The organism is Gimesia benthica (assembly GCF_009720525.1).
GTDB lineage: Bacteria > Planctomycetota > Planctomycetia > Planctomycetales > Planctomycetaceae > Gimesia > Gimesia benthica.
In genome coordinates this window covers 2766035-2791740 of the sequence record NZ_CP043930.1, presented here as the reverse complement: position 1 = coordinate 2791740, position 25706 = coordinate 2766035, and the positions used below count along the sequence as shown (strand labels likewise).

The 25706-nt window shown below is 54.2% G+C and carries 18 protein-coding genes and 1 pseudogene; 10 read left to right on the top strand and 9 right to left on the bottom strand.

The features are described from left to right. Positions 1-2: 2 nt before the first annotated feature. Positions 3-875, top strand: a complete 873-nt coding sequence (locus F1728_RS10545; protein ID WP_155364065.1) for a fumarylacetoacetate hydrolase family protein — start codon at positions 3-5, stop codon at positions 873-875. On the opposite strand, the gene F1728_RS10540 is transcribed toward F1728_RS10545, so the two are convergent. Both F1728_RS10540 and F1728_RS10535 read right to left on the bottom strand, forming a co-directional pair. After that, positions 844-1764 carry a carbohydrate kinase family protein gene (locus F1728_RS10540; protein ID WP_155364064.1) on the bottom strand — a complete coding sequence of 307 codons (921 nt, stop codon included), beginning with the start codon at positions 1762-1764 and terminating at the stop codon, positions 844-846. The genes F1728_RS10545 and F1728_RS10540 overlap by 32 nt on opposite strands. 41 nt (positions 1765-1805) lie before the next feature. Beyond that, entirely contained in the window at positions 1806-2285 is a 480-nt protein-coding gene (locus F1728_RS10535) for a GNAT family N-acetyltransferase (RefSeq protein WP_155364063.1), read from the bottom strand. 170 nt (positions 2286-2455) lie between these two features. Here F1728_RS10535 and F1728_RS10530 point away from each other — a divergent pair, with 170 nt between their 5' ends. Beyond that, entirely contained in the window at positions 2456-3199 is a 744-nt protein-coding gene (locus F1728_RS10530) for a HisA/HisF-related TIM barrel protein (protein WP_155364062.1), read from the top strand. Between the two features lie 23 nt (positions 3200-3222). On the opposite strand, the gene F1728_RS10525 is transcribed toward F1728_RS10530, so the two are convergent. The 3 genes and pseudogenes from F1728_RS10525 to amrS form a co-directional block, all read right to left on the bottom strand. Next, complete coding sequence (locus F1728_RS10525) at positions 3223-5136, bottom strand: redoxin domain-containing protein (RefSeq protein WP_194242766.1); 1914 nt, start codon at positions 5134-5136, stop codon at positions 3223-3225. A gap of 147 nt (positions 5137-5283) precedes the next feature. Next, positions 5284-7140: an AmmeMemoRadiSam system protein B gene (gene amrB, locus F1728_RS32560; protein ID WP_390644230.1), complete on the bottom strand. Its 1857-nt coding sequence runs from the start codon at positions 7138-7140 to the stop codon at positions 5284-5286. A 192-nt stretch (positions 7141-7332) separates the two neighbouring features. After that, a pseudogene (gene amrS / locus F1728_RS32555) lies at positions 7333-8463 on the bottom strand (AmmeMemoRadiSam system radical SAM enzyme); the annotation flags it as partial. A gap of 276 nt (positions 8464-8739) precedes the next feature. Between amrS and plsY the strand changes: the two are divergent. After that, positions 8740-9432 (top strand): glycerol-3-phosphate 1-O-acyltransferase PlsY, encoded by a 693-nt coding sequence (plsY, locus tag F1728_RS10515; protein WP_155367367.1) that lies wholly within the window; start codon positions 8740-8742, stop codon positions 9430-9432. 123 nt (positions 9433-9555) lie between these two features. Here plsY and F1728_RS10510 read toward each other — a convergent pair whose 3' ends face one another. Both F1728_RS10510 and F1728_RS10505 read right to left on the bottom strand, forming a co-directional pair. Continuing rightward, positions 9556-9789 (bottom strand): BON domain-containing protein, encoded by a 234-nt coding sequence (locus F1728_RS10510; RefSeq protein ID WP_155364059.1) that lies wholly within the window; start codon positions 9787-9789, stop codon positions 9556-9558. A 385-nt stretch (positions 9790-10174) separates the two neighbouring features. Further along, entirely contained in the window at positions 10175-11506 is a 1332-nt protein-coding gene (locus F1728_RS10505) for an alpha/beta hydrolase (RefSeq protein WP_155364058.1), read from the bottom strand. Positions 11507-11781: 275 nt separating this feature from the next. On the opposite strand from F1728_RS10505, the gene coaD reads away from it, so the two are divergent. The 3 genes from coaD (at position 11782) to F1728_RS10490 (ending at position 16212) form a co-directional block, all read left to right on the top strand. Continuing rightward, positions 11782-12312 carry a pantetheine-phosphate adenylyltransferase gene (gene coaD / locus F1728_RS10500; protein ID WP_155364057.1) on the top strand — a complete coding sequence of 177 codons (531 nt, stop codon included), beginning with the start codon at positions 11782-11784 and terminating at the stop codon, positions 12310-12312. 39 nt (positions 12313-12351) lie between these two features. Then, complete coding sequence (locus tag F1728_RS10495; protein ID WP_155364056.1) at positions 12352-12945, top strand: thioredoxin family protein; 594 nt, start codon at positions 12352-12354, stop codon at positions 12943-12945. 195 nt (positions 12946-13140) lie between these two features. Continuing rightward, positions 13141-16212, top strand: coding sequence for a PVC-type heme-binding CxxCH protein (locus tag F1728_RS10490; protein ID WP_194242765.1), 3072 nt, complete (start codon positions 13141-13143; stop codon positions 16210-16212). Between the two features lie 84 nt (positions 16213-16296). On the opposite strand, the gene F1728_RS10485 is transcribed toward F1728_RS10490, so the two are convergent. Further along, on the bottom strand, positions 16297-16734 hold the full coding sequence (locus tag F1728_RS10485) for a transthyretin-like family protein (RefSeq protein WP_155364054.1): 438 nt from the start codon (positions 16732-16734) through the stop codon (positions 16297-16299). A gap of 193 nt (positions 16735-16927) precedes the next feature. After that, positions 16928-17932 (bottom strand): DUF1559 domain-containing protein, encoded by a 1005-nt coding sequence (locus F1728_RS10480; protein ID WP_155364053.1) that lies wholly within the window; start codon positions 17930-17932, stop codon positions 16928-16930. A gap of 426 nt (positions 17933-18358) precedes the next feature. On the opposite strand from F1728_RS10480, the gene F1728_RS10475 reads away from it, so the two are divergent. From F1728_RS10475 to F1728_RS10460, 4 genes are all read left to right on the top strand, one after another. Next, positions 18359-18916 carry a sigma-70 family RNA polymerase sigma factor gene (locus F1728_RS10475; RefSeq protein ID WP_194242764.1) on the top strand — a complete coding sequence of 186 codons (558 nt, stop codon included), beginning with the start codon at positions 18359-18361 and terminating at the stop codon, positions 18914-18916. Beyond that, positions 18913-20625 (top strand): FecR family protein, encoded by a 1713-nt coding sequence (locus tag F1728_RS10470; RefSeq protein ID WP_155364051.1) that lies wholly within the window; start codon positions 18913-18915, stop codon positions 20623-20625. The genes F1728_RS10475 and F1728_RS10470 overlap by 4 nt, the downstream gene beginning before the upstream one ends. A gap of 114 nt (positions 20626-20739) precedes the next feature. Next, positions 20740-23967: a DUF1549 domain-containing protein gene (locus tag F1728_RS10465; protein WP_194242763.1), complete on the top strand. Its 3228-nt coding sequence runs from the start codon at positions 20740-20742 to the stop codon at positions 23965-23967. A 64-nt stretch (positions 23968-24031) separates the two neighbouring features. Further along, a complete protein-coding gene (locus F1728_RS10460; protein ID WP_145180954.1) occupies positions 24032-25486 on the top strand; it encodes a DUF1501 domain-containing protein in 1455 nt (484 codons plus the stop codon). Positions 25487-25706: the final 220 nt, after the last annotated feature.

Sequence of the window (25706 nt, the reverse complement as noted above, 5' to 3'; positions counted from 1 at the left end):
AGATGAAGCTCGCGAAAGTGCTATTGTCAAACGGGGAACGTCATGTCGCCATCGTGGAAGCAAACGGAGTGCAGCTGCTGGATCTGTCACAGGTCGACAACATCCATCGTCTGTCGGACATCCTGCATTCCGCCGATCCCGCTGGACTGGCCAAATTCCTGATCGACAAAGAGCTGCCGCCCGTCCCCTTCAATCAGCTGGAGTTCCTCGCCCCCGTTGATTACCAGGAAGTCTGGGCCGCCGGGGTGACTTACAAACGCAGTCAGGTGGCGCGGATGGAAGAATCCGAAACAGCCGCTTCGCATTACGACCAGGTCTACACCGCAGATCGTCCCGAGCTCTTTTTCAAAGCAACTCCCAACCGGGTCTGTGGTCCGAATCAGCCTGTCCGTGTCCGCTTTGACAGTCAGTGGTCTGTACCCGAACCCGAGCTGGCTCTGATCGTCTCTCCCGATCAGAAACTGGTGGGTTACACGGTGGGCAACGATATGTCCGCCCGTGATATCGAAGGCGAAAACCCGCTTTATCTGCCACAGGCGAAATTCTACAAACAGTGTTGCGGCCTGGGCCCCTGTGTCCTGCTGCATGAGGGCCCCCTGGATCGTGATGCCACCAGGATCATTCTGACCATCGAACGGGATGGCGAAGAAGTCTTCCGCGGCGATACGTCCGTTGCAGAAATGGCCCGTGGACTGGAAGATCTCATCAGCTGGCTCGTGAAAGAGAATGATTTTCCCAGCGGTGCGATTCTGCTTACCGGAACCGGCATCGTTCCGCCGGACGAATTCACTCTCGAAGATCGGGACATCGTCTCCATCGAGATCACCGGTATCGGGACGCTGATCAATCCAGTTGTGAAAGATTCAGCTCCTTAGTCTGCAGGACGGCTTCGATTTCCGCGAGGGACGGCAGTGCATCCCGATTGCCCAGGCGTTCGCATTTCAACGCTGCGGTGACACAGGCGAATTTCAGCACCCGCTCTCGCGGCCAGTCCTCAAGCAAGCCATAGAGCAGGGCACCGCTGAAAACATCGCCGGCCCCTGTGGTATCCAGAGAAAGCACGGGGAGTGCCGCGCAGTGCAGACAGCCTTCCTGACTGAATAACCACGCGCCGCGCACTCCATCGGTCACGGTGACCAGCTCCGGTCCCTCGTCCAGCAGGGCTCTGCCACCTGCCAGCACATCGTCGGTCTGCAGATACTCGCTGAGAAACCGGCGGGGGCAGTTCATGACGTTCAGGTAAGGGATCAGTGTCTCCATCCCCGGCTTGAGAGAACCGGCATCGAGACAGACGGTCACGCCGGCTTCCCGGGCGATCTGCGCTGCCTGCAGACACGTTTCCTGAGGCCAGCCATCCAGATGCAGGAAGCGGGCCTCCTGAATGATTTGTCGATCCAGATCTTCCGGTTGCAGCCAGTGCTCGGGACGATAGCAGGCGATGGTTCGCGTGCTCGCCTGTTCGTCGATCCAGACCTGGGCATATCCCGAGCGGGTGCCGGGGAGCAGACGGCTGGCATCGAGGTTCAGCTGCTCCACTGCGAGGTCCTGCGCAATCAGGGGCCCATATTGATCGTCGCCCCAACTGCCGAGAAATGCGCACTGTTTTCCCAGGCGACTGAGCACAACCTGCGCCGTCGGCACCGGTCCGCCTACCTGGTAGGCGTCGCTGATAATGTTGGTTTTCGCATCCTGGGGTGGGTGTTGTGCCAGCAGGACCAGGTGGTCCACCACAACGGTTCCCAGACCGACGACATCATATTTCATCTGACTGTGATTCTAACATAAGAATGATAGGTTCGACTTGCTTAGAGCTTCTTTTCCCAGAACAGCGCGCGTCCCATTTGAGGATCCAGTTCGTAGCCGTTGAAACCGAATTTACGGTAAGCCGCCTGGGCACGCTGATTTCCTTCCAGAACTTCCAGGGTGAGTTTACAGCAGCCTCGTGCCCGGGCGATCTGTTCGACGAATTCAAACAGCTGCCCGGCCAGACCGGTGCCACGAAACTCCGGGGCAACATACACATCGTGAATATTCAGCAGGGGCTGACAGGCGAATGAGGAAAATCCTTCAATGCAGATAATCAGGCCGACGGGGGTCTCTTCCTCGAAGGCGAGAACGACCACTGCATCGTTACGTTCATGCAGACGCGGGGCCAGATTCTCCTGCACCGTTTGTGGCAACGGTTTGCCGGCCCCTTCCGGCGAACAGGCGTAACTGTTGAGCAGAGTCACCACCGCCGCGGCGTTACGGGGTTCACTCAAGTCGGCTTCGATAATCTGCATCAGTGGCTCTTTTCATCTGGAAGCGAGAGGGGAGCCCGTTGTCTCCCCCGGTTCATATTCAAGCTGTTATTGTAATCAGATCCGCTGTCCCGGGGGAGCCAGACTGCTGGGGAACTGTTAAACTAAGTTTTTCTGGTTGTATTGAAATACGGATTTCTGAAGTAAGAGACGCGATGAAAATCATTCCGGTACTGGACATTCTGAATCAAACCGTGGTGCGGGGGGTGGCGGGAGAACGCGATCTGTATCAACCCCTCCAAAGCAATCTGACTGACTCCAGTGATCCACTCGACCTGGCCCGCGCGATTCGCGCTGAATTTGGTCTCAGTGATTTCTATGTGGCCGACCTCGATGCCATTCTCCACCAGCGGCAGAATCTTGAGTTGTACCAGGGCCTGCTTGCAGAAGGTTATACATTCCTGCTCGATTGCGGTCTGCGCACTACAGCGGACTGTGCAGCTTTGCAGGAATATCCGGGCATCAACATCGTGGCTGGCCTGGAGACGCTGGCAGGACCTGATGAACTGGCGGCACTCGTGGATCAGTGGGGGAGTGAGAGAACGGTCTTCAGTCTCGACCTGAAAGTGGGGCAGCCTTTAGTCAGTACTGCTGCTGGGAACCCGTTCGCGGAGCTTGCGAGTCCTCTCGATGTGGCAGAGCTGGCGCGGGGACAGGGCGTTTCGCAGATGATCCTGCTCGATCTGGCACAGGTCGGCACCGGTCGGGGGACCGGCACCGAAGAGTTGTGTCAGACATTGCATGCACGATTTCCCGAGCTGATGCTGATTACTGGAGGGGGGATTCGCAATGCGGCAGAGCTCCAGGCTCAGGCGGCACTCGGGGCTGAGGGCGTGCTTGTCGCCTCCGCCTTGCATGACGGACGACTGGGGAGAGACGTGGTGCTCTCCCTGTCGTGAGTCAGCGTCTTTCGGTGCCCGGCCTACTTCAGCAGATCGGGCAGGGCTTTCTTGACATCAGCCACGGTAGCACTCCGGTTGACGACCTTACCCGACTTGTCCACGAGGAACATGGTCGGCAGGGAGATCACACCAAAGTCCCGGGCAGGGGCACTTTCCAGTCCACCCTCTTCATGGATGTGAGCCCAAGCCACTTTGTGCTGTTTGATGTAGGCTTCTGCCAGTTCCGGGCTGGCATCGAGGTTAATTCCCAGTACATCAAAGCCCTGGCTGTGGTACTTGTTGTAGAGGTCCTGAATCTGAGGCAGGTCTTCCGTGCAGGGTTTGCACCAGCTGGACCAGAAGATGACCAGCAGTACTTTGCCGCGATACTGTTTGGCATCGATGCCGCCTCCTGTCAGGCCTTTTCCTGACAGCTCCAGTTCCTGGCCAGCCAGGTTCATGCGTCGCAGAGCGCCTGCACCACGGGTGCCCGCTTCTGAACTGGCGTGAGACTCGACCAGTTTCGTGTACCATTTCTTGGACTCCGCAACTTTACCACTGAATTCCTGGGTGACTGCCAGTTGCAGCATCGCTTCAGCAGAGTCATCGGAATTCGGATATTTCTTAATGAAGTCTTCGAGCTGTGTCAGCCACCAGGTCTGCACATCGCGGAGTTTGTCGCTCTGTGTGCTCTGTAACTGGGTGCTGTAATCAGCGAGCAGGGTCCGGTAAGTGACGTAAGCCACCAGGTCCTGATCCTGTGAGGACTTCTGGACTTCGTCGCGAATCCGTTTCAGTTGTGCCAGTCCGTCTTTGTAGCCTACCGTCTGAACGGCGGCGGCCAGACCGTCAACCATCTGTCGCGTCCACTGGGAACGTTCGTCTTCGTTCTTGGAAGCAGCAATCAGTTTTTCGATGATCGCCACTCGATCTGCATTGTAGCGGGCGACGGCTTGCGGACCCTGCTCAGGGGAAGGGCCGTTCTGATCCAGTTTCTGTAATTCATCCAGCAGCCCCTGCATTTCTTTCGAGAGGCCAACCGTTGAGTTGGTAGGCAGTGTGCTGGCACCGGCGACCGGCTGCATCAGCGTGCCCCCTTCGGTGACCTGAATCGATTCACCTTCGATGGGCAGCGGTGCCTGGGTCAGACGCCAGGCATCACCGACGCGGATCAGTTCACCGAACTGCACCAGTCCACTTTTGCCTTTGGTATCGACAATGGCCATCACGTTTTCAAAGACCTGCAGGTCTTTATCGGTTTTTACATCGTCGGCGGGAATCAATCCGGGCATCGCACCGTCGAAGCGAACCCAGACCGTATCGGACGAAAGCATTTTCGAATTTGAAAGCAGTTCGGGAATCTTCGCGGAAGCCGCTTTGGTCGATTCACGAATCTTGTCAGCGAAGGGATTCTTAATCCCGGACGCGGACAATTCGTCATCGGTGATTAGCAGGGATTCGAACACCTTTGTGTTATTTTTCGCCAGTGCGCTGATGGCAACCCGGGTGACTTCTTCGGGCGAAATCATTTTCCATTCATCAATGATTCCGTCTTCATTTTTATCGAGGCCCCAGCGGGTCCCTGCCAGATTCATCCAGCGCGACGCGTCGACCTTGTTGTTAAAGTTGGCATCAATGTCCCGGTAGACTTCCAGGCCGCGGTTGAAATACCGCCATTGATCGACAACGTTGTCGCCATTGGTGTCGACGAAGCGACGCAGGACCTGACCATTCGGTCCGTAAACGATCCAGCCAGAGCTCTTCTTGCTCTGTTCGACTTCGACCTTGCAGCGACCGTATTCCGATTTTTCGGGAGTTTCGATTTCGATGTCCTGCTGAATCGGCTTGAAGGTGAGTGCCAGTTCAACAGAGGGGGCATCCGCCGCGGGTAGCGAACGGGAGAATGTAACCAGGAGGGCAAAACCAGTGAAGAAGATTATGCGACCAATAGACATAGCACGGGGCTCCGATTCCGTTTGACGCGTCAGTGACAACAGTAACATTTAACAGAGTCGGGATTTTAGTAGAAAACCGGCTCTGGGGTCACCATCAATTTTGACGATTCCCGGGAAACCCGCTGGACTTGCCGCAATCAGAGGTCATCAGTTGATCAAGAGGCCTGCATATCCGACGACCCGCGATCGATCGCCGGTCACATCGCCCGAAGTTGCATAGCCCACTCGCTCCACCTGACTCAGTTTGCCCATTTTCTGGAGGGTCTTCATCACAATCACAGCGGGCAGCACACCACACATGGAAATATGCTGTGCCCGCACCGTCTCCAGCAGACCATCAGGGTCAAGGGCGTCCATCTTTTCCAGGGCCAGTTGATCCAGTCGACGGTTTTCGGCATCCGTGGCGAAGTGATTCATATCGCTGGAGATCAGCAACAGAGGCGGTTCGTCCAGTTGTTCGATGACCCGAGCCAGCCCCGCCGCGAATTCGTCGCATTGCTGCAGGTTTCCTCCGCCGATGGCGATGCCGACGACGTGGGAATCGGGGGCCAGACGTTTGATCAAGGGGAGTTCGACTTCGATGGCATGCTCACTCCGGTGTGCGGCGGCATCGAGTTCCAGCCCGGAGATCTCCTCAGCCAGTCGGCGTGCGAGAGTGACGTCTGCTTCGAGGTTTCCATTAGGCAGTTGCCAGACCTTGTGAGGGGCCACCGCCCATTCCACACCCTCCCGTGTGTGCTTGGGACCGATCACGATGATCGTGGAGGGCACTTTGATTCGCTGTAGAACATCAGCAGCGATCTTGCCGGAGTACTTCCAGCCTGCATGAGGCACCATGGCTGCAGCCCACGACTGAGGTTCCGCTTCATCGCGAAACAGTTCGTCCAACTGCGTTTCCACGCTCTCGGGGTCAGCAGGGTAAAACGTGCCTGCAACTCCCGTGGGGCGGATTTCCGTTCCCAGTTCTGCCCGGGGGCGATTGACGATCTCAAACCGGGGCAGGGCTGATTGTGTGGCCATGCTGGCGACCTGGGCAGTTTCCAACTGCATCAGTGACATTGACTCCTGGGCCCGTGCGATGATTTCGGCTGCGGACTCTTCCCGCTGATAGAACCAGCCCGTTTTCTGACCCTCCATCACGAGCAGACTGCGGTTGTGGGAATCGAAGTTCTCCAGATTAAGTCCTTCGACCGGGCCATGCAGGGCGGGATCAGTCGCCAGCACCAGTTTGACCTGGAATTCACCCGGCCTCAAATTCTGTCGGGCAATGATCTGTGCGAGCTGCTGGCACATCGAGAAGACGGTCGACTGCATCGGGAACGACTGCTTCAACGCCCATTTAGAGAGCACCAGCTCTTCTGAAGAACTGCCGTGAATCAGAATCAGGGCCACTCCCTGAATATTGGCATCCGAGACTTGCGGGCAATAGTAGGAAGGAACCTGTCCCAATCGTAATGCTTCGATCGTTGACTGGATGTACTGCTGATACTGAGCGAACTCGCGGTGACTCAGAATCTGAGGCGCCGCTTTCTCCAGCGGAGTGTCCAGCATCTCGACCAGCTTGCCCTTACAGGAAACGCCCTGATAGCGGAGCAGGGTGGTTCCCGGATCTTTCCATGCGGTCGGAGGGAGCCCCGCTTTGATGCAGGTCTGGTTCAGAAATTCCTCTTCACTCCAGCCATGATCCAATGGCACCCCGGGCAGTAATAATCCGCTGCGGCCATCGGCGCGAATCTGCAGTCCATGCAGGCCGACCTGAACCGCTTTCAAACGATCGAGGCCCTGTTCTTCTACCAGTTCCAGATCGGAGAGCAGCCAGACTTCAACGTCCAGTTGTTCGATTTCACTTGGTGAGATGGGGGGAAACCGCGGGTCGTCTTTCGCGGCGCGGATGGCTGCCTGATGGAGCGCCTGTCCTAGCGGAAGAGGCTGACCGAAGTTACCACAGCAGGAACGGAGCTGTCCTTGTCGTTTGAGGCTGACAAATGCGCCGTTGATGACCATGTTCTCCAGGTCTTCCAAAGCGATCTCGGCCGGCACGGTGCGAGTCGCTGTTCCCACTACCACCGCAGCCGCTTTCTGCAGCAGTCTCTGATGATGTTCGGGAGAAAGTTCGATCCTGGCAGTCGTGGAATCGCTCTGCATCGACGTGGAACCTTTCTGCTGTTCGCTGGAAGAAGAAGGAAGTGGATGCTGTTTCAAAAATGACTGCATATCCACGGGGAGTCGCTTTTGACCCCAGTCGCCCGGTCGTTGATCAAAATGCCCGGCAACCTGAGTATTACAATACTGACAGCGGTTGCCATTCAGGGCATACTTTCCGAGCTGGTACCAGTTGCGTTCAATCAGTGTCTCGCCACAAGAGGGACAATAAGTACTCTGTCGGCGGACATCATTCACGTTTCCGGTGTAGACATATTTCAAACCGGCGGCGAGTGCGATCTCACGGGCCCGGATCAGAGTTTCTGGGGGAGTGCCACCCCGGTCCAGCATGCGGAAATCCGGATGGAAGGCAGAGAAATGCAGCGGGACTTCGTCTCCCACTTCGTTGAGGATCCAGTCGCACATCCGCTGGAATTCGTCGTCATCATCATTGGCCTGGGGAATCACCAGGTTGGTAATTTCGAACCAGACATCCGTTTCGCGTTTTAACCAGCCCAGGGTATCCAGGACAGGTTGGAGATGAGACAACGTGATGCGGTAGTAAAATTCTTCGGTAAACGCTTTGAGGTCGATATTGGCGGCGTCGATGTGTTCAAAGAAATCCGCGCGGGCTGACTCGGTGATGTAACCTGCTGTCACGGCGACGGTTTTGACGCCCTGGGCATGACAGGCTTTGGAAGTTTCGATCGCATATTCCGACCAGATGATCGGGTCGTTGTAGGTAAACGCGACACTCTGGCAGCCCAGTTGTGCGGCGACATGGGCAATTTCTTCCGGGAAAGCCCGGGCGCTCAGACGTTCGATTTCCCGCGATTTGGAAATGTCCCAGTTCTGACAGAACTTACAACCCAGGTTACAGCCTGCGGTTCCGAAAGACAGGACGCTTGAACCGGGATAAAAATGGTTCAGCGGTTTCTTTTCGATCGGATCGACACAGAATCCGGTACTGCGACCAAAGGTGGTCAGTGCCATCTCGCCGCCCAGATTCTGGCGGACGAAGCAGAATCCTCGATCATTTTCCCCCAGGGCGCAGGCACGGGGACAGAGATCACAGACGATTTTTTCTCCCTCACGATGCCACCAGCGCGCGGGATACAGACCCTGATCGCGATCCGCTGGAGACGCATTGCCGGACGAGAGAATAGGGAGTGCTTTTTCTGTCATGGTTTTGTGAGAGAGAGAAACAGAGTATCAAAGAAGGGAGCCCTGTCCTGTTCAGAATAATACATTCAAGGGGACAGGGCTAACAGTTTGTCAGATTTTTAACCGGGGAGGCGAATAGAATCATCGCTGGACCCCGGCTGGTGGGTACTGATGTTGATTATTTGTAACTGGCGTCAGGACCTGTCGTTGTGCTCATCTACCGCTGTCGGGTATTATCACGAGCACAGAAAACGTCCTGTCATGCCTCTGACTTTATTATACGAATCGCCCCTGCTGATGTTTACAGATTATTTCTGGTTTTTTGTCGCGGTCCTCTCCTATCTGGCCGGTTCCATTCCTTTTGGCCTGGTGACAGCCAGGCTGGTTGCCGGAACCGATATCCGTAAGGTCGGCAGTGGAAACATCGGTGCGACAAACGTGGCCCGCACGTTGGGCGCCAAATGGGGCATTGTGGTACTGGTGCTCGATGCACTGAAGGGACTGCTGCCGGTCCTGTTTATCCCCGCGCTGTTTGTCAGCCCGGATTCCCCCGACTTCGATCATGCCCGCGTTTTGAGTGGCATCGCCACGATCGTCGGGCACATGTTTCCGGTCTGGCTTGGCTTTCGCGGAGGCAAAGGAGTTGCGACCAGTCTGGGTGTGATTCTGGTACTAGGACCCTGGTCAACCCTGGCGGCTGTCGGGGCATTTGCGCTGACATTTTTTGTCTCGCGGATCGTGGCGCTCAGTTCGATTGTGGCGGCACTCGCGTTTGGCATCGCCCAGTTCGTGCAACTGGGAAGTGCAGCCTTCACGCGGGAAAAATGGAGTCTGACCGCATTCAGTATCGCGGTTCCCCTGTTGATTATTATCCGTCATCGCAGCAACCTGGGACGGATCATGCGGGGGGAAGAGAAGAAGTTTCAGTTCGGCAGCCGAAACAAAGAGGGCACCGAGTCCACCTCAGCCGGTGAGCAGTCAGAGGGCTGAACGGTTTCGAGTCGGTTGATAGTCGGGGAATCAGCCGCGAGAGATCATCCTGATCCTGTCGCTGGCTCAGATTCCATTACGGTGTGAGACCTTCCCTGAATCCTGCAGGAAAGCAGACCTCGATCAGGATTCAACGCGAATGTTGTTGGTGAGGGCGTACTGATCGATTTCACTCAGTGCGGCGTGGGTTGCCAGCTGTTTGTGGTAAAAGGAATCAGTGCGTCCCGAAAGCACGACGATCTCTCCCAGAATATCCACTTTCAGCGACTGAACCTGACTGCCGGTTCTCAGGGCAATGGTCTGTTCAATCTTTTCTGACAGCTTCTTGGCTTTTTGAGAGTAGGTTTCGACGGTCATAAGCGATCCTCCTTGAAATCAGTAAAAGTACTAACAGACAATCACTTGTGTTCCAGCCAGTGCACAATCCAGGCTGTGATGACGTTCAAGGCAGGTAACTCTGAGGCAGCAATCTCTGGAAACTTCAGTCAGCAGACACTGTTCCACACCGGGTAGAACGCTAAGCTCATTTCTGTCAGCGTAAATCTTAATTGAATACTTCCTGAAATTCAGGGGAGACGGAACAGGCGCTGGCTCCAGGGTCCTGTCGCTGAAGCCCGCAACCGGAGGATCCCCCACTGAATATTTAATGAAGTAAATTTATCGAGCTGTCTCTCGTTCGTCAAATAAAATTGTGAACGAATGGTACGATTCGAGGGAAATAACTCGCTCGAAACCCTGCTCGTTATTTCTCTGAATCGGACTGCCAGATCCAGACCAGTGCTTCCGGCAGAACCGCTTTTCCGTGCCGACTGCTGTGCATGCCATGTCCTTCAACGAACCAGTATTCGTAGCCACTGTAAGCCAACGCGGCTGCCATCCGTTCATTGTTCAAAAACCAGTTGCCCAGCTTGTTGTCCAGGTCGTTATCTCCGTCCTGCAGAAAGACTTTGATCTTCTTTTGAGGATACTGTTTACGGATCAGCCCCGGGTAGTCGTGGGCGGTTTTCCAGGGACCAAACTGGTCGAGAGGCAGCGTGTTTTTTTCGCGGGACGGGTAATCGTCGATTCCGCGGAAGTCACAGAAACTACCCACAAATGAGATCACTTTGCCGAACAGGTCATTACGATGCCAGGCGGCCGTGAAGGCACAGCTTCCTCCGGAAGAGGCACCACAGAAAATATGATCTTCCGGCTTGTCCGAGATCCGGTATTCTTTGCGAACGACAGGCAGCATTTCTTCATCGAGGAATGTGGCATACTGCGCGGTGCAGGTATCGTATTCGTTGCTGCGGTTGCGGACTTCCTGCTTCCCTTTCGTGCCGGCAGGGAAGACGCCCGGATTGATGAAGACGGCGATGGTCACCGGAATTTTTTTCGCGTGGATCAGGTTGTCCAGCACGATGGTCGCGTTTCCTTCATTGTGACAGTAACCGCCGCCATCTGCGAAGACGATCAGCTTGGCAGGAGTCTGTGAGTCTTTGTATTGAGCTGGCACATAGACCCACCAGTCACGGACGGTGCCGGGATAATGCTTCTGGCTTTCAAAGGCGGGCATCTTGGTGAGCGTACCCTCGGGTACACCAGGCTGTTTCACGCTTTCGGGTTTCCATTCATAGCTTTCGAACCCGAAGCGACTGTTTTTGCCGGCCGGTAAACGGTCTCCGTTAACGTCATAACGATAATGAACTGAGGAGAAGTTCGGGAAACGTTCTACCCGGGCAAAGTAACCGGTATTTCCCAGCTCGATCATGGGCCATGAGCGGCCCTTTTCAGCGAAAATAACGACCTGGTCACCCGGCTGTGCTTTGAAGAACCAGCCGGCGTAACCGCCACCATCGTCGGTCTTCTGAATCAGATACTTCTGGTCCCCTTTGGTGAGATCCTTTTCTTTCTGGTATTTCTTTTTGAAAAATTCCAGCACCTGTTTCTGATTAGCCTGACTGACGGGAGCCTGTAATAATTCAGAAACTTCCTGCAGCGTCTGAGGTGCAGCGGTCAGCGGATTGATGAGACACAGCATTACGCCGGCCCAGACGGACAGCGAGACAGTTGAGGGGCGAGGTAACAATCGCATGGCAGGAGACTCCTGGTAAATGATCTCTGTAAATGCTCTCTGGCAGTTCAGGGAAGATTCTATGGCAGAGGCAACCCGGCTTTCCCGGTTTGCCTGAACTTGAAAGTACAGATCCTATTACACTAGGTGTCGAGTTGATTTTCAATTCAGACCGCGGTTGGAATTCAAATCTGTTGATTCATCAGAGAAAGTGGAGGCTGTCCGTTTGGATCAATTGCGAATCCAGCTACAATGAAAGGAGTTATTGATCACCCCCGGAGAGGAAAGGCAGTGTCGTGACAGGTTCGCTCAATCCACATCATGCTGTTTATGTCGGCAGTTTTGATCCACCAACCCTGGGTCATCTGGATATTGTGGAACGGGGCGCCGTGATTTACGACAAGATCACCGTGGGCATCGGGATCAACCCCGATAAACGTCCGCTGTTTTCCCCCGAGGAACGACAACAACTGCTGGAACTGCTCGTCCAGAATTTTCCGAATGTGGAAGTCAAATGCTTCCAGGGGCTGGCTGTCAACTTCGTAAAAGAGTGTGGCGGCGGTGTCATGCTTCGCGGGTTGCGCACACTGACCGATGTGGAAGCAGAATTCACGATGTCGCTGGCTAACCGCACGCTGGCAGGTGATATCGAAACGGTCTTCCTGATGGCCAGTGAAAAATACACGCACATCTCCAGTTCGCTGATCAAACAGATCGCGCAGCTGGGTGGTGATGTGGCTGAAGAAAAACTCAGGGACTTCGTACCCCGTCAGGTGGTTGCCCCCCTGATCGAAAAATTTGCATCAAAAACTTCTGCTCAGGAATAGCGTAATACTTCCTGATCGATTGAGAAAGGAGAACATACCATGGTGAAAACTGCCTCAACAATGTTGCCCCTCGGAACGCAGGCCCCCGACTTCTCGCTGAAGAATGTCGACGGACAGACCGTATCGCTCAGCGATTTCAAAGATTCCAAAGGCCTGCTGGTCATCTTCATGTGCAATCACTGCCCCTTCGTGATTCACCTTCGTGAGGCACTGGCTGCATTTGCCGATGAATACATGGCTAAAGGACTGGCAGTCGTCGGCATCAGCGCCAACGATGTGGCCACTCACCCAGACGACAGTCCGGAAAAGATGGTCGAAGAAGCAAAATCCGCAGGCTACAACTTCCCTTATCTCTACGATGGGACTCAGGAAGTTGCCAAGGCCTACAAAGCAGCCTGTACTCCCGACTTCTTCCTGTTCGATCAGGAACAGAAACTCGTCTATCGTGGCCAGTTCGACGACAGCCGTCCCGGGAATGACAAACCCGTGACTGGTGCCGACCTCAAAGCAGCCTGTGATGCCGTGATCGCCGGGGATCCGGTTACCGAAAATCAGAAGCCCAGCATCGGTTGCAACATTAAATGGAAAGAAGGCATGGAACCGGAATACTTCACCGGACAGCCTGCTGTTTAAGCGCAGTATCAGCTACACGAACTCAACTCTCTTCGCTGTCGGCGGAGAGAGTTTTTTTATGCGCGGTTCTCAAAAGTCGGGGTCCCAGAGGAGCTCGCTTGTAATCAGGCAGGACCTGCGCCTACAATTTATTAACCTTCCTTCTTAATGTTCTGTGCACTGCAGGATGTCACTTTAGCTGTTGAGAGGTTTCTGATGCGTTCTATTCTCTGCAAACCGACTCTGCTACTCACTGTGGGAACCATTCTTGCGATCGGAGCGATCAACGCTGGTCGCATCACTTCCGCTGAGAATCGTCCGATGCCGCAAGATTCGCTGGCCGAAAAGCTGCCGCACCTGGAACCAACCGCACCGGAAAAAGCAGAAGAGACCTTCCGCCTGCTGAACGGCTTTCGCATGGAACTGCTGGCGGCGGAACCTTTAGTCACCGATCCGGTAGCGATGCAGTATGACGAGAACGGACTCGCGTATGTGATCGAGATGAATGATTATCCCTACACGGATAAATCGAAAGATGAAGCCTGGGCTGAGCAGAAGTCAGCACCGATCGGCAAAGTGCGGGTGCTGGAAGATGTCGACGGGGACGGCAAGTTCGATCGTTCAACGATCTTTGCTGAGGGGCTCTCCTGGCCCACGGGACTGGCTTTCTGGAAAGGGGGCGTCTATGTCTCAGCGACTCCCGATATCTGGTATTTCAAAGATACAGACGGCGATCATAAAGCCGATATCAAACGGAAAGTCTTCACCGGCTTTCGCAAGTACAACGTGCAGGCTGTAATGAATAACCTCAAGTGGGGCCTCGATCATCAGATCTATGGTGCAGGGGGGAGTAACGGCGGAGTCATCCAGGTCGTAGGGGCTCCCAAGAGTGATCCGATCAACATGGGACGTCGTGATTTCCGCTTCGATGCAGATACAGAAACGTTCGAAGTGATCTCAGGGGGCGCCCGTTTCGGAAATACTTTCGACGACTGGGGCAACCGGTTCCTCTGTAACATCCGCAACCCGCTGATGCACATCGTTCTGCCAACAAAGTATCTGCAGCGAAATCGCTATCTGCCGGTGACTTCGGCCATCAATGACGTCGCGGATGCCGGCGATGCAATTGCCGTCTTTCGAGCCAGTCCTCCCGAACCCTGGCGAATTATCAATGCGCAGCGCGTCGCCAACGATCCCAATTCGCGTTCCCCCAAAAGTGCGAAATATGCCACTGGTTTTGTGACATCCTCGTCGGGAGTCACACTCTATCGAGGTGCCGCTTATCCGTCCGAGTATTACAACAACGCCTTTATCGGAGAAGTGGCCGGTAATCTCGTGATGCGGTATCGGATTGAACCGGACGGGGTTACATTTAAAGCAGATCGCGCCCATGAAAAGGTGGAATTCCTGGCGTCGACCGATAACTGGTTCCGGCCAGTCAACTTTCTGAACGCCCCCGATGGGACGCTGCACGTGCTCGATATGTATCGCGAGAACATCGAGCATCCCTGGTCGATGCCCGAGGATATCAAGGCACATCTGGATCTCACCAGCGGACGTGACCGGGGCCGCATCTATCGGATGCTGCCCGCGAAATATCCGGATGGCTTCCAGAAACCGGAACCGCCGCGTTTGGGTGAAGCTGATATCAATCGACTGGTTGCTGAACTGGAAAACCCGAATGTCTGGTGGCGTGATACCGCGCATCGACTGATCTATGAACGTCAGGATCGCCGGGCGATCCCGCTGCTGATTCAACTCTTCCAGCAGAGCCCGTCTGCCCTGGCACGACTGCACGCGCTCTGGTCTCTGCAGGGACTCAAGGCACTGAATGAAGAACTGCTGCTGCAGGCCCTGTCCGACAGTGAACCGGAAATCAGGCGGGCCGGGGTCAGGCTGGCGGAGCCGGAATTGAATCAGAGTCCAGCGTTGAACAAGAAAGTCATTGCGCTGGCGAAAGACGACGATTCCCGCGTCCGGTTCCAGACGGCTTTTACCCTGGGAGAAGTGACAGGACCGGAAGCAGCGAAAGCACTCTACACGATTGTGCGCCAGGATTACGGTGATCCCTGGATCCGGACGGCGGTGCTCAGTTCGTTGTCCGAATCGACGGCGGATTTCCTGGCCAGCCTGCTTTCGGATGTCAAATTTGCAGCCAGCCCTCAGGCACGTCCCCTGTTAAGTCAACTGGCCAATGTGATCGGGACTCGTCAGCAGCCAGCAGAGGTCAATCGAATCCTCGAACTGGCAGCCCGCTATAATTATCCCGATAAACCCCGGCAGACGGCCGCGGTGCAGACTGAGCTCCTGCGTGGACTGGGTGAGGGGCTGAAGCGCAGCGGTAAATCACTGTTGCTGTACGCGACCGCTGAGAATACGGATGCCGCTCGCCTGATCCGCACGCAGATCTCACAGGCAAAGAAAACCGTAGCTTACCGGCGGGAAACCTCTGCCAGACGGCTGGGATCTATCGACCTGCTGAGTTGTACCGATCTGGCTGCTGCACAGTCAGCCCTGCTGCCGTTACTGGATGCGCGCGAAACACAGGAGCTGCAGTCGGCGGTGGTGGTCGCACTCACCAGTTTTGCCGATCCCCGAGTGGCGGATCTGCTGCTGGAAAAATATCCTTCGTTGACTCCCGCGATCAGAAGAGAAATTGTGGACCGTCTGCTCAGAAGGCAGGACTGGATTCTGCAGCTGTTCTCTGCACTCGAGGATCGCACGGTTTCCTTGAGCCAGATTCCGCAGGTCCGGCGCGATATTCTGATGAAGAGTACGAATCCGGAAATTCAGAAGCAGGCAAAACAGTTATTTGCCGGTGAAGTGCTGGGGCCGCGTCGGGAGATTATCGCCGCCTATCAGCCTGCGTTGTCAGCGAAGACAGATCTCTCAGCTGGGAAGCGGATCTTTAAACGTGAATGCCTGACCTGTCACCGGCTGGGACAGGAAGGATATGAAGTCGGCCCGAACCTGGCGACCATTAAAAACCGGACTGCTTCCGAAATTCTGGTGCATGTGCTCGACCCCAATAAAGAGGTCTCTCCCAACTACCTGGAATTTGTAGTCGTCACCGATGAGGGGCTGATTGAAACGGGAATCATTGTCAATGAAACGCCCTCCAGCATTACGCTCAAGAAGGCGGAGAATAAAAAGGTCACCATCCTGCGAGAGAATATCGACGAGATCAAAAGTTCTGGCAAGTCACTGATGCCTGAAGGCTTTGAGAAAAAGATTCAGACACAGGAGATGGCTGATCTGATCGCTTATCTGTTGTCACTGGAAAACTGAGAAGACAACACTGAAACACCATAAAAAACGCCCCTGATTCCATGGAATTCAGGGGCGTTGATGTTTTGTGGTCAGCGGGTGGAATTATTCAGTGCTGAGCGTAAAGTTGATGATGTTCTCCCCCGGTTTGACCTCTTCGGTCAGAGTGGTTTGTGAATTATACATGGGAGGAATCGTTTCTTTCGCCGGAGCGCCACTCTCTTCGCCGCCGGATTCTTCAGAATCGCTGTCGGTCTGGGCTGTTGTGATACTCACTTTGTGCTGGCCAATCTTGGCTCCCTTGGTGTCGCCCACGTATTCCAGTTCGTAGTTTCCTTCGGCGTCGGTTACGCCCATGGAAGAGCGACCATTTTCGGGGCTGAATACCACCATCACGTCGGTCAGTGGTTGTCCATTCATGGTGACAGTCCCGGTGACGGTTCCCAGGTCGGGCTGGTCAGTCGGGGCACCACCACAGCCGACCAGCGGCAGACACAGGGCACAAAACAATAAGAACCAGGCTGGTGTACCTGTCGATTTCATTCATCATCTCCTGAGCGCGTTTCGACGACGATTCGCCGGGTAAGTATGGGAAAAAGCAAAGGACGATCTTAGGGCAGGGCTTGTGGAATCTCAACCCAGCGCAGAGAGGCGTAATCCAAAATAAGAGAGACAAGCAGCAGCATTGGCCGCTTGTCTCTCAAGAAAACAGATTCACTCTGGACGACCGCTTCGTTTAGAACTCGCCGACGACGTTGCCGTCATTGATGCCGATCAGATATTCGAACGTACTGTCGGCTGGAATGGAGGCGGCACGGTGATCGATGTTCTCGCTCAGGAAAGCAACGCGACCATCGCCAAACAGGAAGTGTGCTCCACCAACGTGCTTACTGCTGAATGCGATACGACCCTGTCCGGTTGAAGCATTCGCATTGATGGGAGCGGCTCCACCACCAAAGATGGAGATCAGTCCCTGGTTGGAACTGGAACCGGCAGAACTGATAGCAGGACCAGTGGCGTTGTAGTCACGGGCAGCATACAGGGCACCAGCAAACGCATTATTCGAACCCAGCTTGTAGGCCCGTTCCCCAGCCAGAATCACATTACTGCTCCCGTCGGTCAGGTCGCGCATCCGTACGTTACTGTTCCGGTAAAACGCACCGTTGGCGTAGTTGGTCGGATCGGTACCGGCGTCTTTCTTCAGACCGTATGAGTTGTTGGAGGCAATGTAGTTCGTGACGGCCAGACCAAATTCAGATCCACCGGTGGCCATGATCCGGCGGCCAGCTTCTACATGAATCTGTGGGCCGGTATCAGAGGGGCAGCGAAATACGGGCAGTGTTTTCTGCATGGAGCCGCGGACCGTGGCATTATTCAGCATGGTCGAAACGGGAACAGTACCGACATTCAACTGATTGTACAGAGGTGCCTGATCGAGGTATGGAAGCAGCATGGCGTTCCAGGCCCAGTGTCCTTCGTTGTCAACAACTGAACCGCCATTGGAGGGCAGAACTTCTTCCACGTATCCCGGGGGAAACATTCCGAACGTCTCATGGTAGTTGTGCATGGCCAGCCCGATCTGCTTCAGATTGTTTTTGCAGGTACTGCGGCGGGCTGCTTCGCGAGCCTGCTGTACAGCTGGTAACAGCAGAGCAATTAAAATAGCAATAATAGCGATGACCACCAGCAGTTCGATCAGGGTAAAACCCCGCTGGCGATTTGAGCGACGTGCATTCTTCATTGAGTCGTTCCTGTATTCTTAACTGGTTATGAGGAAATAGTTTGTTCAGCTGGAGCAAATGAAAAATAATGATTCCAGAGAAACGTAGTACGTAAAGAGGGGCGAAATAGAAAGGCTTCACCAGACCTTGTCGCAATAGAAAACAAACAAGGAGCCCCAGTAAAGCACTCGTATGTGAATACGTTGATTTACCGGAATATTTTTTGAAATTTGACAAATATCTCATATTTTGCCGGCAGGGGCAGTGGGCGGGCGTGCAGTCGCGGGGTTTAAGCCTTGAAAAATTCCGATCTATATCAATATTGCCCAATTGATGGGGTAAGTCGCTCTTTATGTGTACGATAGCTTAATAAGGCGACTTTCTTTTTGAAAAGCAGGTCGCGAATCAGTATCGTATTAATCAACAATATGAATGAAATCGTTCCGATGGATAATGAACAGCACCCGACTGACATCTCCGGCGATTTGCATGTGAAATTTTTGCATGTATTTACCCAGCATCGGAACCAGATCTATTCGTATATTTTTTCTCTGCTGCCTCACAGGGATGACGCTGAGGACGTTTTTCAGCGGACCAGTCTGATCCTCTGGAAGAAGTTCCCCGAATACGATGAGTCGAGCAGTTTTTTTTCCTGGGCCTGTGGCGTTGCCTTTTATGAGGTCAAGAACTTCATCAGGGTGGCACAACGCAAACGACTGCAGTTCCGGGAAGATGTGATTGAACAGCTTGCTGACGAGCGGGCCGGGATTCCTCAGCTGAAACTCGATCAACGAGCCAGCACGTTGCAGGAATGTATCAAGAAATTAAAAGATAAAGACCGGGAACTGATTAATCAGGTCTATCGTGAGCAGACTCCTGTCAAGGAACTGGCGGACGCCGCAGGAGCGGCCATTCAGACGTTATATAACAGACTGAATCAGATCCGCCGTCAGTTAACTCACTGTATTGAACGCACGTTGTCATATACAGGAGAGGGAAAATGAGCCAGAACAATCAGCATAACGAAATCCTGTATGAGCTGTTTGGTGCACTGTGCAATGAAAGCATCACGCCCGAGCAGCACCAGCAGCTTGAAGAGATTCTGGCTACCGATGCCGATGCCCGGAAAAAGTATTTCAACTATCTGGACCTGCACCTGAATCTCGATCGTCTGCACGACGAGCAGACTGACGCGGACTTTGAATTTCAACCGCATATTTCTCCCGCCAGTCAGACAAATACGCTGCCCGAGAATGTCTGGAAAACGTCCCAGGTTCTGTTGCTGATGAGCGCATTGATCTGTGTGACAGTCATCGTCAGTTTCGTCGCTCTAAGTCAGCCACAGGTACCCGCTCTGCTCAGTCAGGTGGGGCCCGCTATTCCTGCTCTGGACGAATCACCGCTCGCGAAAGTTTCCCAGACCGCAGCAGTCCGTTTTGCAGAAGGTGCACCGCTGCTGAAAGTCGGTTCCCCGATCGAGGAAGGTCAGGAATATGCGATTTCGGCCGGTCAACTGCAGCTGATTTTTGCCAACGGTGCGGAAGTGATTTTGACCGGTCCTGCTGTCTTTGAGAGCCAGGGCTGCGAGCATCTGGCGGTACGCTACGGTGCCTGTTCGGTTTATGCTCCCGATGGAGCAGAAGGCTTTACCGTCGAAACCCCGCTCTCCAACGTTGTCGATTACGGCACCCGCTTCTCGGTGAATGTTTCAGAAGCAGGTATCACCGACGTGCAGGTGATTGAAGGGGAAACCGATGTCCGGCCCGTCAAGCTGGACCCGTCCTGCGAAATTCCTCCCAAACGTCTGACCCGGGGCATGGCGCAGCGGCTGACTACCAACAACGGTCTGGTTGTAGACGAAATTCCCTTCGACAAGAGCCAGTACGTTTCCCAGCTGCCCGACCGGATCGTGACTTATACGACATCCAGGGGACCCAGTAACCGTGCCCAGGACCTGAAATGCGTGACTGTGCAGCGCGGTGGAAAACAATATCAATACGAAATAGAAGACCTGATTGGCGTCGAGCTGACACACTACACCGGGAGATCATTCCTGACCCGGAATGACGGCGTCGATCCGGGTAACGACGATCATTCAGAAACGCTTCGTCGTCATCTGCTCGATCAGGATCACTGTCTGTTGACAGGCGTTGTCAATCCGGGTGGGGCTACCAGTCCCCTGACAACTCCACCGGTGATGAATCCGGTCAATGATCCCAGTCAACCAAATACACCAGGTATGGCAGTTCGTTTCCATCAGCCGATCGTCAACGACGCCGGTCCGGATATCGTGCTGTTCGATCTGCAGGTCATCGTGCATAGCACCACTGGCGATGCCTTTTATGTCACACCGCTCCCCTTTTCCTCAAAACTGAAAACACACAAAGTTGAACAGTTTGATATCGATCTGGCTTCTCCAGAAGCACAGCTGCTCGAGAAATTCTGGCTGCATATTTTCCAGCAGAAGAACAAGAGTCAGCAGGATGCAATTCAATCGATCAGCGAACTGGAATCAGCCATCGGCAATGGTGGTAACTGGCATGTAGTCGGCGCGAAAGCTCTGGCTGTAGGCATTGATCTGTCCGACCTGGGAGTCCCGGAAGGCCAGACTGTCGATGGAATCTTCCTCCAGGATGCCCTCGACAACCAGGACATTGTCGATCCGGTCTTTATTGCCGGGTTCCCTCCGTTGAAACATACCACTGAAAAATAACTGCATTACTGCATAACAATATATTCGAGTACGTTCAGAAGAATATATTCGAGTACGTTCAGAAGATAGATACCCTTTTATTTTCAGCGTCGCTAAATGAAAGAGACTAAATTCATGAGACTCCTTGCTGTTAGTCTATTGCTGTTAATCTCGGTCCCTGCAGTCCACGCAGCCGATAAAACTCAAACTCCGAACGCCGCTGATGCGCATCAGCAGTTGAAGTTCTTCGAGAAAAATGTACGCCCGCTGCTGATTAAACACTGCCTGGAATGCCATGGCGAAAAGAAGCAGAAAGGCGAGCTGCGGCTGGACTCCCTCAAAGCAATGCTGCAGGGGGGAGAGAGCGGTTCCGCTTCGGTCGTGCCCGGAAAGTCGTCCGAAAGTCTGCTGATCGAGGCGATCAAATACGAATCATACGAAATGCCACCCGAGAAGAAGCTCTCCGATAAAGAGATTGCCGTGCTGACTCGCTGGGTGGATGAAGGCGCATTCTGGCCACAGCACGAAGATCATGTTATCAAGCAGCGGAAAAACGAGACCTTCTTCACCGAAGAAGATCGCAGCTTCTGGGTCTTCCAGCCGGTCGAGGAGCCCAAGGTTCCCCAGGTGGATCAGGCACAGTGGTCAAAGAACCCGGTCGATGCTTTCGTCTATCGCCGTCTGAAAAAAGAAGGGCTCACTCCCGCGGATGAAGCGAGCCGGACGGTACTGATTCGGCGTGCCTACTTCGACCTGCTGGGACTGCCTCCTACCGTCGAGCAGATCAACGCCTTCGTGAACGATCCTTCTCCCGATGCCTGGCCACGCCTGATTGATGAGCTGCTGGAGAGTCCGCACTACGGCGAAAAATGGGCCCGTCACTGGCTGGATGTTGTACGCTATGCGGAATCGGATGGTTTCAACCAGGATGCGTTCCGACCGGAAATCTGGCGTTACCGGGACTATGTCATTGAGTCATTCAATTCAGACAAGCCTTATTCCCGCTTCGTCAAGGAGCAGCTGGCCGGCGATGAAATCGCTCCCGAAGATCCCAATGCCCTGGCAGCTACCGGCTTCCTGAGACACTACCTCTACGAGTACAACCAGCGAGATTCCCGAACTCAGTGGAATGACATTCTGGATAATATCACCGACGCCACCGGGGATGTGTTCCTGGGAGTCAGCATGGGCTGTGCCCGCTGCCACGATCACAAGTTCGATCCGATTCCCAACCAGGACTATTATCGCCTGCGGGCCTTCTTCGCTCCGCTGATGCCCCGCGATGACGTTCCTTTTGTAACACCCCGGGAACTGGCGGAATACAATCAAAAACTTGAAGTCTGGGAAAAGAAAACCGCTGATATTCGTGCTCAAATTGATGAGCTCACCAAAAGTAAGCTGGAGCGGGCCGCTGCGAATCAGATCAAGATGTTCCCACCCGACCTCCAGGAAATTATGGCTAAGCCGCAAGGAGAGTGGACCGCGCTGGAACACCAGCTGGCCGATCTCATTCAGCGGCAGGTCGATATTCAGGAAAGTCGCGCACTGGATTCTCTGAAGAAGAGCGACAAGGATGACGGCAAGAAATACAAGGAACTGCTCAAGCAGCTGGCGGCCTTCGATGATCTGAAGCCCAAACCACTGCCAACCGGTATGAGTGTTACTGACGCACCCGGTGCACCACCAGTCACCACGATTCCCGATGATCCAAGCCATACGCCCATTGATCCCGGATTCCTCTCGCTGCTGAAGCCAGGAGAAGCCGAGATTATGCAGATTTCTACCGCCCCGCATTCTTCAGGGCGACGTACTGCACTGGCGAACTGGATGGTCGATCCCAACAACCGGCTCACAACCCGAGTGATGACCAACCGGGTCTGGCAGTACCATTTCGGTACTGGACTGGTAGCGACTTCCAACGACTTCGGTCACATGGGAGAAGCACCGACTCATCCCGAGCTGCTCGACTGGTTGACCTCCTATTTCGTGGAGCATAACTGGAGTATCAAGAGTCTGCACCGCTTGATTATGAATTCGAAGACTTACCGTCTGTCGGCCTTTCATCCCAATCCGGGACCGGCTGAGTTGAAAGATCCCCAGAACCGTCTGCACTGGCGGGGAAATATCCGTCGTCTGAATGCGGAAGACATTCGCGATGCGGCACTGCTCATTTCAGGTGAACTGGATACAAAACTGGGCGGCCCCAGTGTCAGTGCCAGCCAGCCGCGACGCAGTGTCTACACCATCATGAAGCGGAATAAGCAGGATGAAGTCCTCGGGGCGTTCGACCTGCCGGGCGGTATTCAGAGTACCGCCAAGCGGGATGTCACCACGACCGCAAACCAGGCCCTGCTGATGCTCAACGGAAAATGGTTCCTCTCGCGTGCCAAAGCCATGGCCCGCACAGTTAAGTCGGAATCATTTAATAATGACCGGGAGCTGGTATCGTTCCTGCATCAGAAAACCTACGGCAGGAAACCAGAACCGGCGGAAATTGATCTCATGCTCGGCTTCCTCAAGTCACAGGAAAAACGAGTTTCCGCTGCAGCCGAATCTCAACAGCAGACCTACGTTGGTCAGATCACGCAGAATGATGCGGAAGCGGTCAAGCTGGGTAAAGGCTCGACGTTGAATGATCTGCACCTGTCTCCAGCCCACGCGTTGCCCGATGAAGATTTCACAATCGAAGCAACGGTCAAACTGGATTCAATCTATGAGAACGCCGCCGTCAATACGATTGCCTCTCACTGGACCGGTAATAATAAACAGCAGGGCTGGTCGCTCGGAGTCACCAGTCAGAAGTCTGCTTATAAGCCGCGGAATCTGATTCTGCAGTTTGTCGGTAAGAACAAGGAAGGCAAACTGACTTACGAAGTTGTGCCTTCCAACATCCACCTGGAACTCAATAAGTCCTATTACGTCGCCGCAACCGTCGACATCTCAGAAACCGGAGAGTCCGGCATTCACTTCTTTGTAAAAGCCCTTGACTCGAAGGAACCTGTGCAGACGGCTGCAGTAAAACATCAGGTCGTCGGCGACTATCGTCCGGGGCATGATTTTATTCTGGGTGGTCGCGAGAAAACCTCCGGCAGTCGCTGGAACGGGATGCTCGACAATGTCCGGCTGTCTCGTGCAGCACTGACCCCGGAAGAACTTTTGATTAATAAGCCGGAACTGCGGCCCGAGTCGGTCATCGGTTTCTGGCAGTTTAATACACAGCAGGGACTGCTGAAAAACAGTCTGGCTGATCGTCTGCACCTGTCTGCTCCCGCTGGTTCGGGAGGCGCCGATGCACGACAGCAGGCCCTCGTTGACTTGTGTCACGTGATGTTGAACTCCAATGGTTTTCTGTATCTCGATTAAGGATCAGACAGAAACGCCATCAAACACCCGTGATCATTAAACGCTTTTGCGGAAAGATAATCTCATGAATCAATATCAGGACATCAATACTGTCGTCAATCGTCGTCAGCTCCTCATGCAGGCTGGAGCCGGCTTCGGTGGGATCGCTTTGAACGCCATGCTCGCACAGCAGGCCGAAGCAGCTGCAAAGACGAAACCAAAGAAGCCTACGCAATCATTTTCACCTCTGTCAGCCAAGCAGACGCACTTCCCGGCAACAGCAAAAAGTGTGATCTTCCTGTTCATGGAAGGCGGCCCGAGCCACATCGACATGTTCGATCCCAAGCCGGCACTGCAGAAGCTGGCTGGCAAACCGCTGCCCGACAGTTTCGAGAAGCCGATTACAGCGATGGGCGAAATCAACGCCCCCCTGCTGGCTTCCAAACGCAAATGGAAACAGCACGGCGAAGCCGGTACCTGGGTTTCTGACTGGCTGCCGAACATTGCAACCTGCGTAGATGACATCGCTGTCGTACGCGGCTGCTGGACCAACGGGATTAACCACGCCGGTGGTGTCTGCCAGATGAATACCTGCATCCCGCTCGCCGGCCGTCCCTCACTGGGGAGCTGGGTGACCTATGGACTGGGAACAGAAAACGAAAGTCTCCCCGCCTTCGTCGTCATTCAGGACAACAACGGTACGGTGGTCAATGGTCCGCGTAACTGGGGAACGGCTTTCATTCCCGCCGTATACCAGGGAACCCGCTTGAATACAGGTAAGGAACCTATCTCCAATCTGTACCGTCCTGATGATGTGTTTGTCACTCAGGAGTCTGGCAAACTCGATCTGCTTGCCAAGCTGAATGAGCGGCACGCTGCGTCACGCAAACAGCAGTCTGAACTGGATGCTCGAATTGAATCCTACGAGCTGGCGTTCCGTATGCAGGCTGCTGCTCCCGAGGCTGTCGACCTGACACAGGAAACCCAGGCGACCCGGGAAATGTACGGGATGGACGAGAAAGAGACCCAGGTCTACGGCACCAACTGTCTGCTGGCCCGCCGCCTGGTCGAACGGGGCGTCCGCTTCGTGCAGCTCTACAATGGTGCTGGTAGTAAGTGGGATTCACACTCCGGCATTGAAAAACGTCATTCGGCACTCTGTCGCGGCATGGATAAATGTGTTGCCGGCTTGTTGAAGGACCTCAAGCAGCGTGGTTTGCTCGATTCGACTCTCGTCGTCTGGGGCGGAGAATTTGGCCGAACCCCGATGAGTGAAAAAGGGGATGGCCGCGATCATAACCCGACCGGCTTTACCATGTTCATGGCCGGTGGCGGTGTGAAAGGGGGCCAGACGATCGGCGGGACCGACGAACTGGGCCTCTATGCCGTCGAAGACCGGATGCATGTGAAAGACATTCACACCAGCATTTATCACCTGCTCGGTCTGAGTAACATGAAGCTGGAATATCGCCACAAGGGAAGTCCGGAACGCCCCACGCTGAACGAAGGGGAATTCATGGAAAAACTGGTGACTGGCTAGTAGATTGTGTAAGTATATTTAAAATAATGCTTTACGAATAGATGAGCGGTTTGCGTGCTGTCAAAGGTCACCAAACCGCTCTTTTTTATGTAACCCGGATCTTTTTACCGTTTCTGATTAATCCAACCCGTTTGAAAATCCTCTCTTGCACTTCGGGGTAAAACCGATATCATAATATATAAGCAACTTTTAGTTATTATTCGACTTTGAGCTGCTCATG

Excerpts from the sequence above, each read along its gene's own strand:
- F1728_RS10545 (WP_155364065.1), top strand. The coding sequence starts at position 3 with ATGAAGCTCGCGAAAGTGCTATTGTCAAACGGGGAACGTCATGTCGCC.
- F1728_RS10540 (WP_155364064.1), bottom strand. The coding sequence starts at position 1,764 with ATGAAATATGATGTCGTCGGTCTGGGAACCGTTGTGGTGGACCACCTG.
- F1728_RS10530 (WP_155364062.1), top strand. The coding sequence starts at position 2,456 with ATGAAAATCATTCCGGTACTGGACATTCTGAATCAAACCGTGGTGCGG.
- F1728_RS10525 (WP_194242766.1), bottom strand. The coding sequence starts at position 5,136 with ATGTCTATTGGTCGCATAATCTTCTTCACTGGTTTTGCCCTCCTGGTT.
- amrB (WP_390644230.1), bottom strand. The coding sequence starts at position 7,140 with ATGGTCATCAACGGCGCATTTGTCAGCCTCAAACGACAAGGACAGCTC.
- plsY (WP_155367367.1), top strand. The coding sequence starts at position 8,740 with ATGTTTACAGATTATTTCTGGTTTTTTGTCGCGGTCCTCTCCTATCTG.
- F1728_RS10510 (WP_155364059.1), bottom strand. The coding sequence starts at position 9,789 with ATGACCGTCGAAACCTACTCTCAAAAAGCCAAGAAGCTGTCAGAAAAG.
- F1728_RS10505 (WP_155364058.1), bottom strand. The coding sequence starts at position 11,506 with ATGCGATTGTTACCTCGCCCCTCAACTGTCTCGCTGTCCGTCTGGGCC.
- F1728_RS10495 (WP_155364056.1), top strand. The coding sequence starts at position 12,352 with ATGGTGAAAACTGCCTCAACAATGTTGCCCCTCGGAACGCAGGCCCCC.
- F1728_RS10490 (WP_194242765.1), top strand. The coding sequence starts at position 13,141 with ATGCGTTCTATTCTCTGCAAACCGACTCTGCTACTCACTGTGGGAACC.
- F1728_RS10485 (WP_155364054.1), bottom strand. The coding sequence starts at position 16,734 with ATGAAATCGACAGGTACACCAGCCTGGTTCTTATTGTTTTGTGCCCTG.
- F1728_RS10480 (WP_155364053.1), bottom strand. The coding sequence starts at position 17,932 with ATGAAGAATGCACGTCGCTCAAATCGCCAGCGGGGTTTTACCCTGATC.
- F1728_RS10475 (WP_194242764.1), top strand. The coding sequence starts at position 18,359 with ATGGATAATGAACAGCACCCGACTGACATCTCCGGCGATTTGCATGTG.
- F1728_RS10470 (WP_155364051.1), top strand. The coding sequence starts at position 18,913 with ATGAGCCAGAACAATCAGCATAACGAAATCCTGTATGAGCTGTTTGGT.
- F1728_RS10465 (WP_194242763.1), top strand. The coding sequence starts at position 20,740 with ATGAGACTCCTTGCTGTTAGTCTATTGCTGTTAATCTCGGTCCCTGCA.
- F1728_RS10460 (WP_145180954.1), top strand. The coding sequence starts at position 24,032 with ATGAATCAATATCAGGACATCAATACTGTCGTCAATCGTCGTCAGCTC.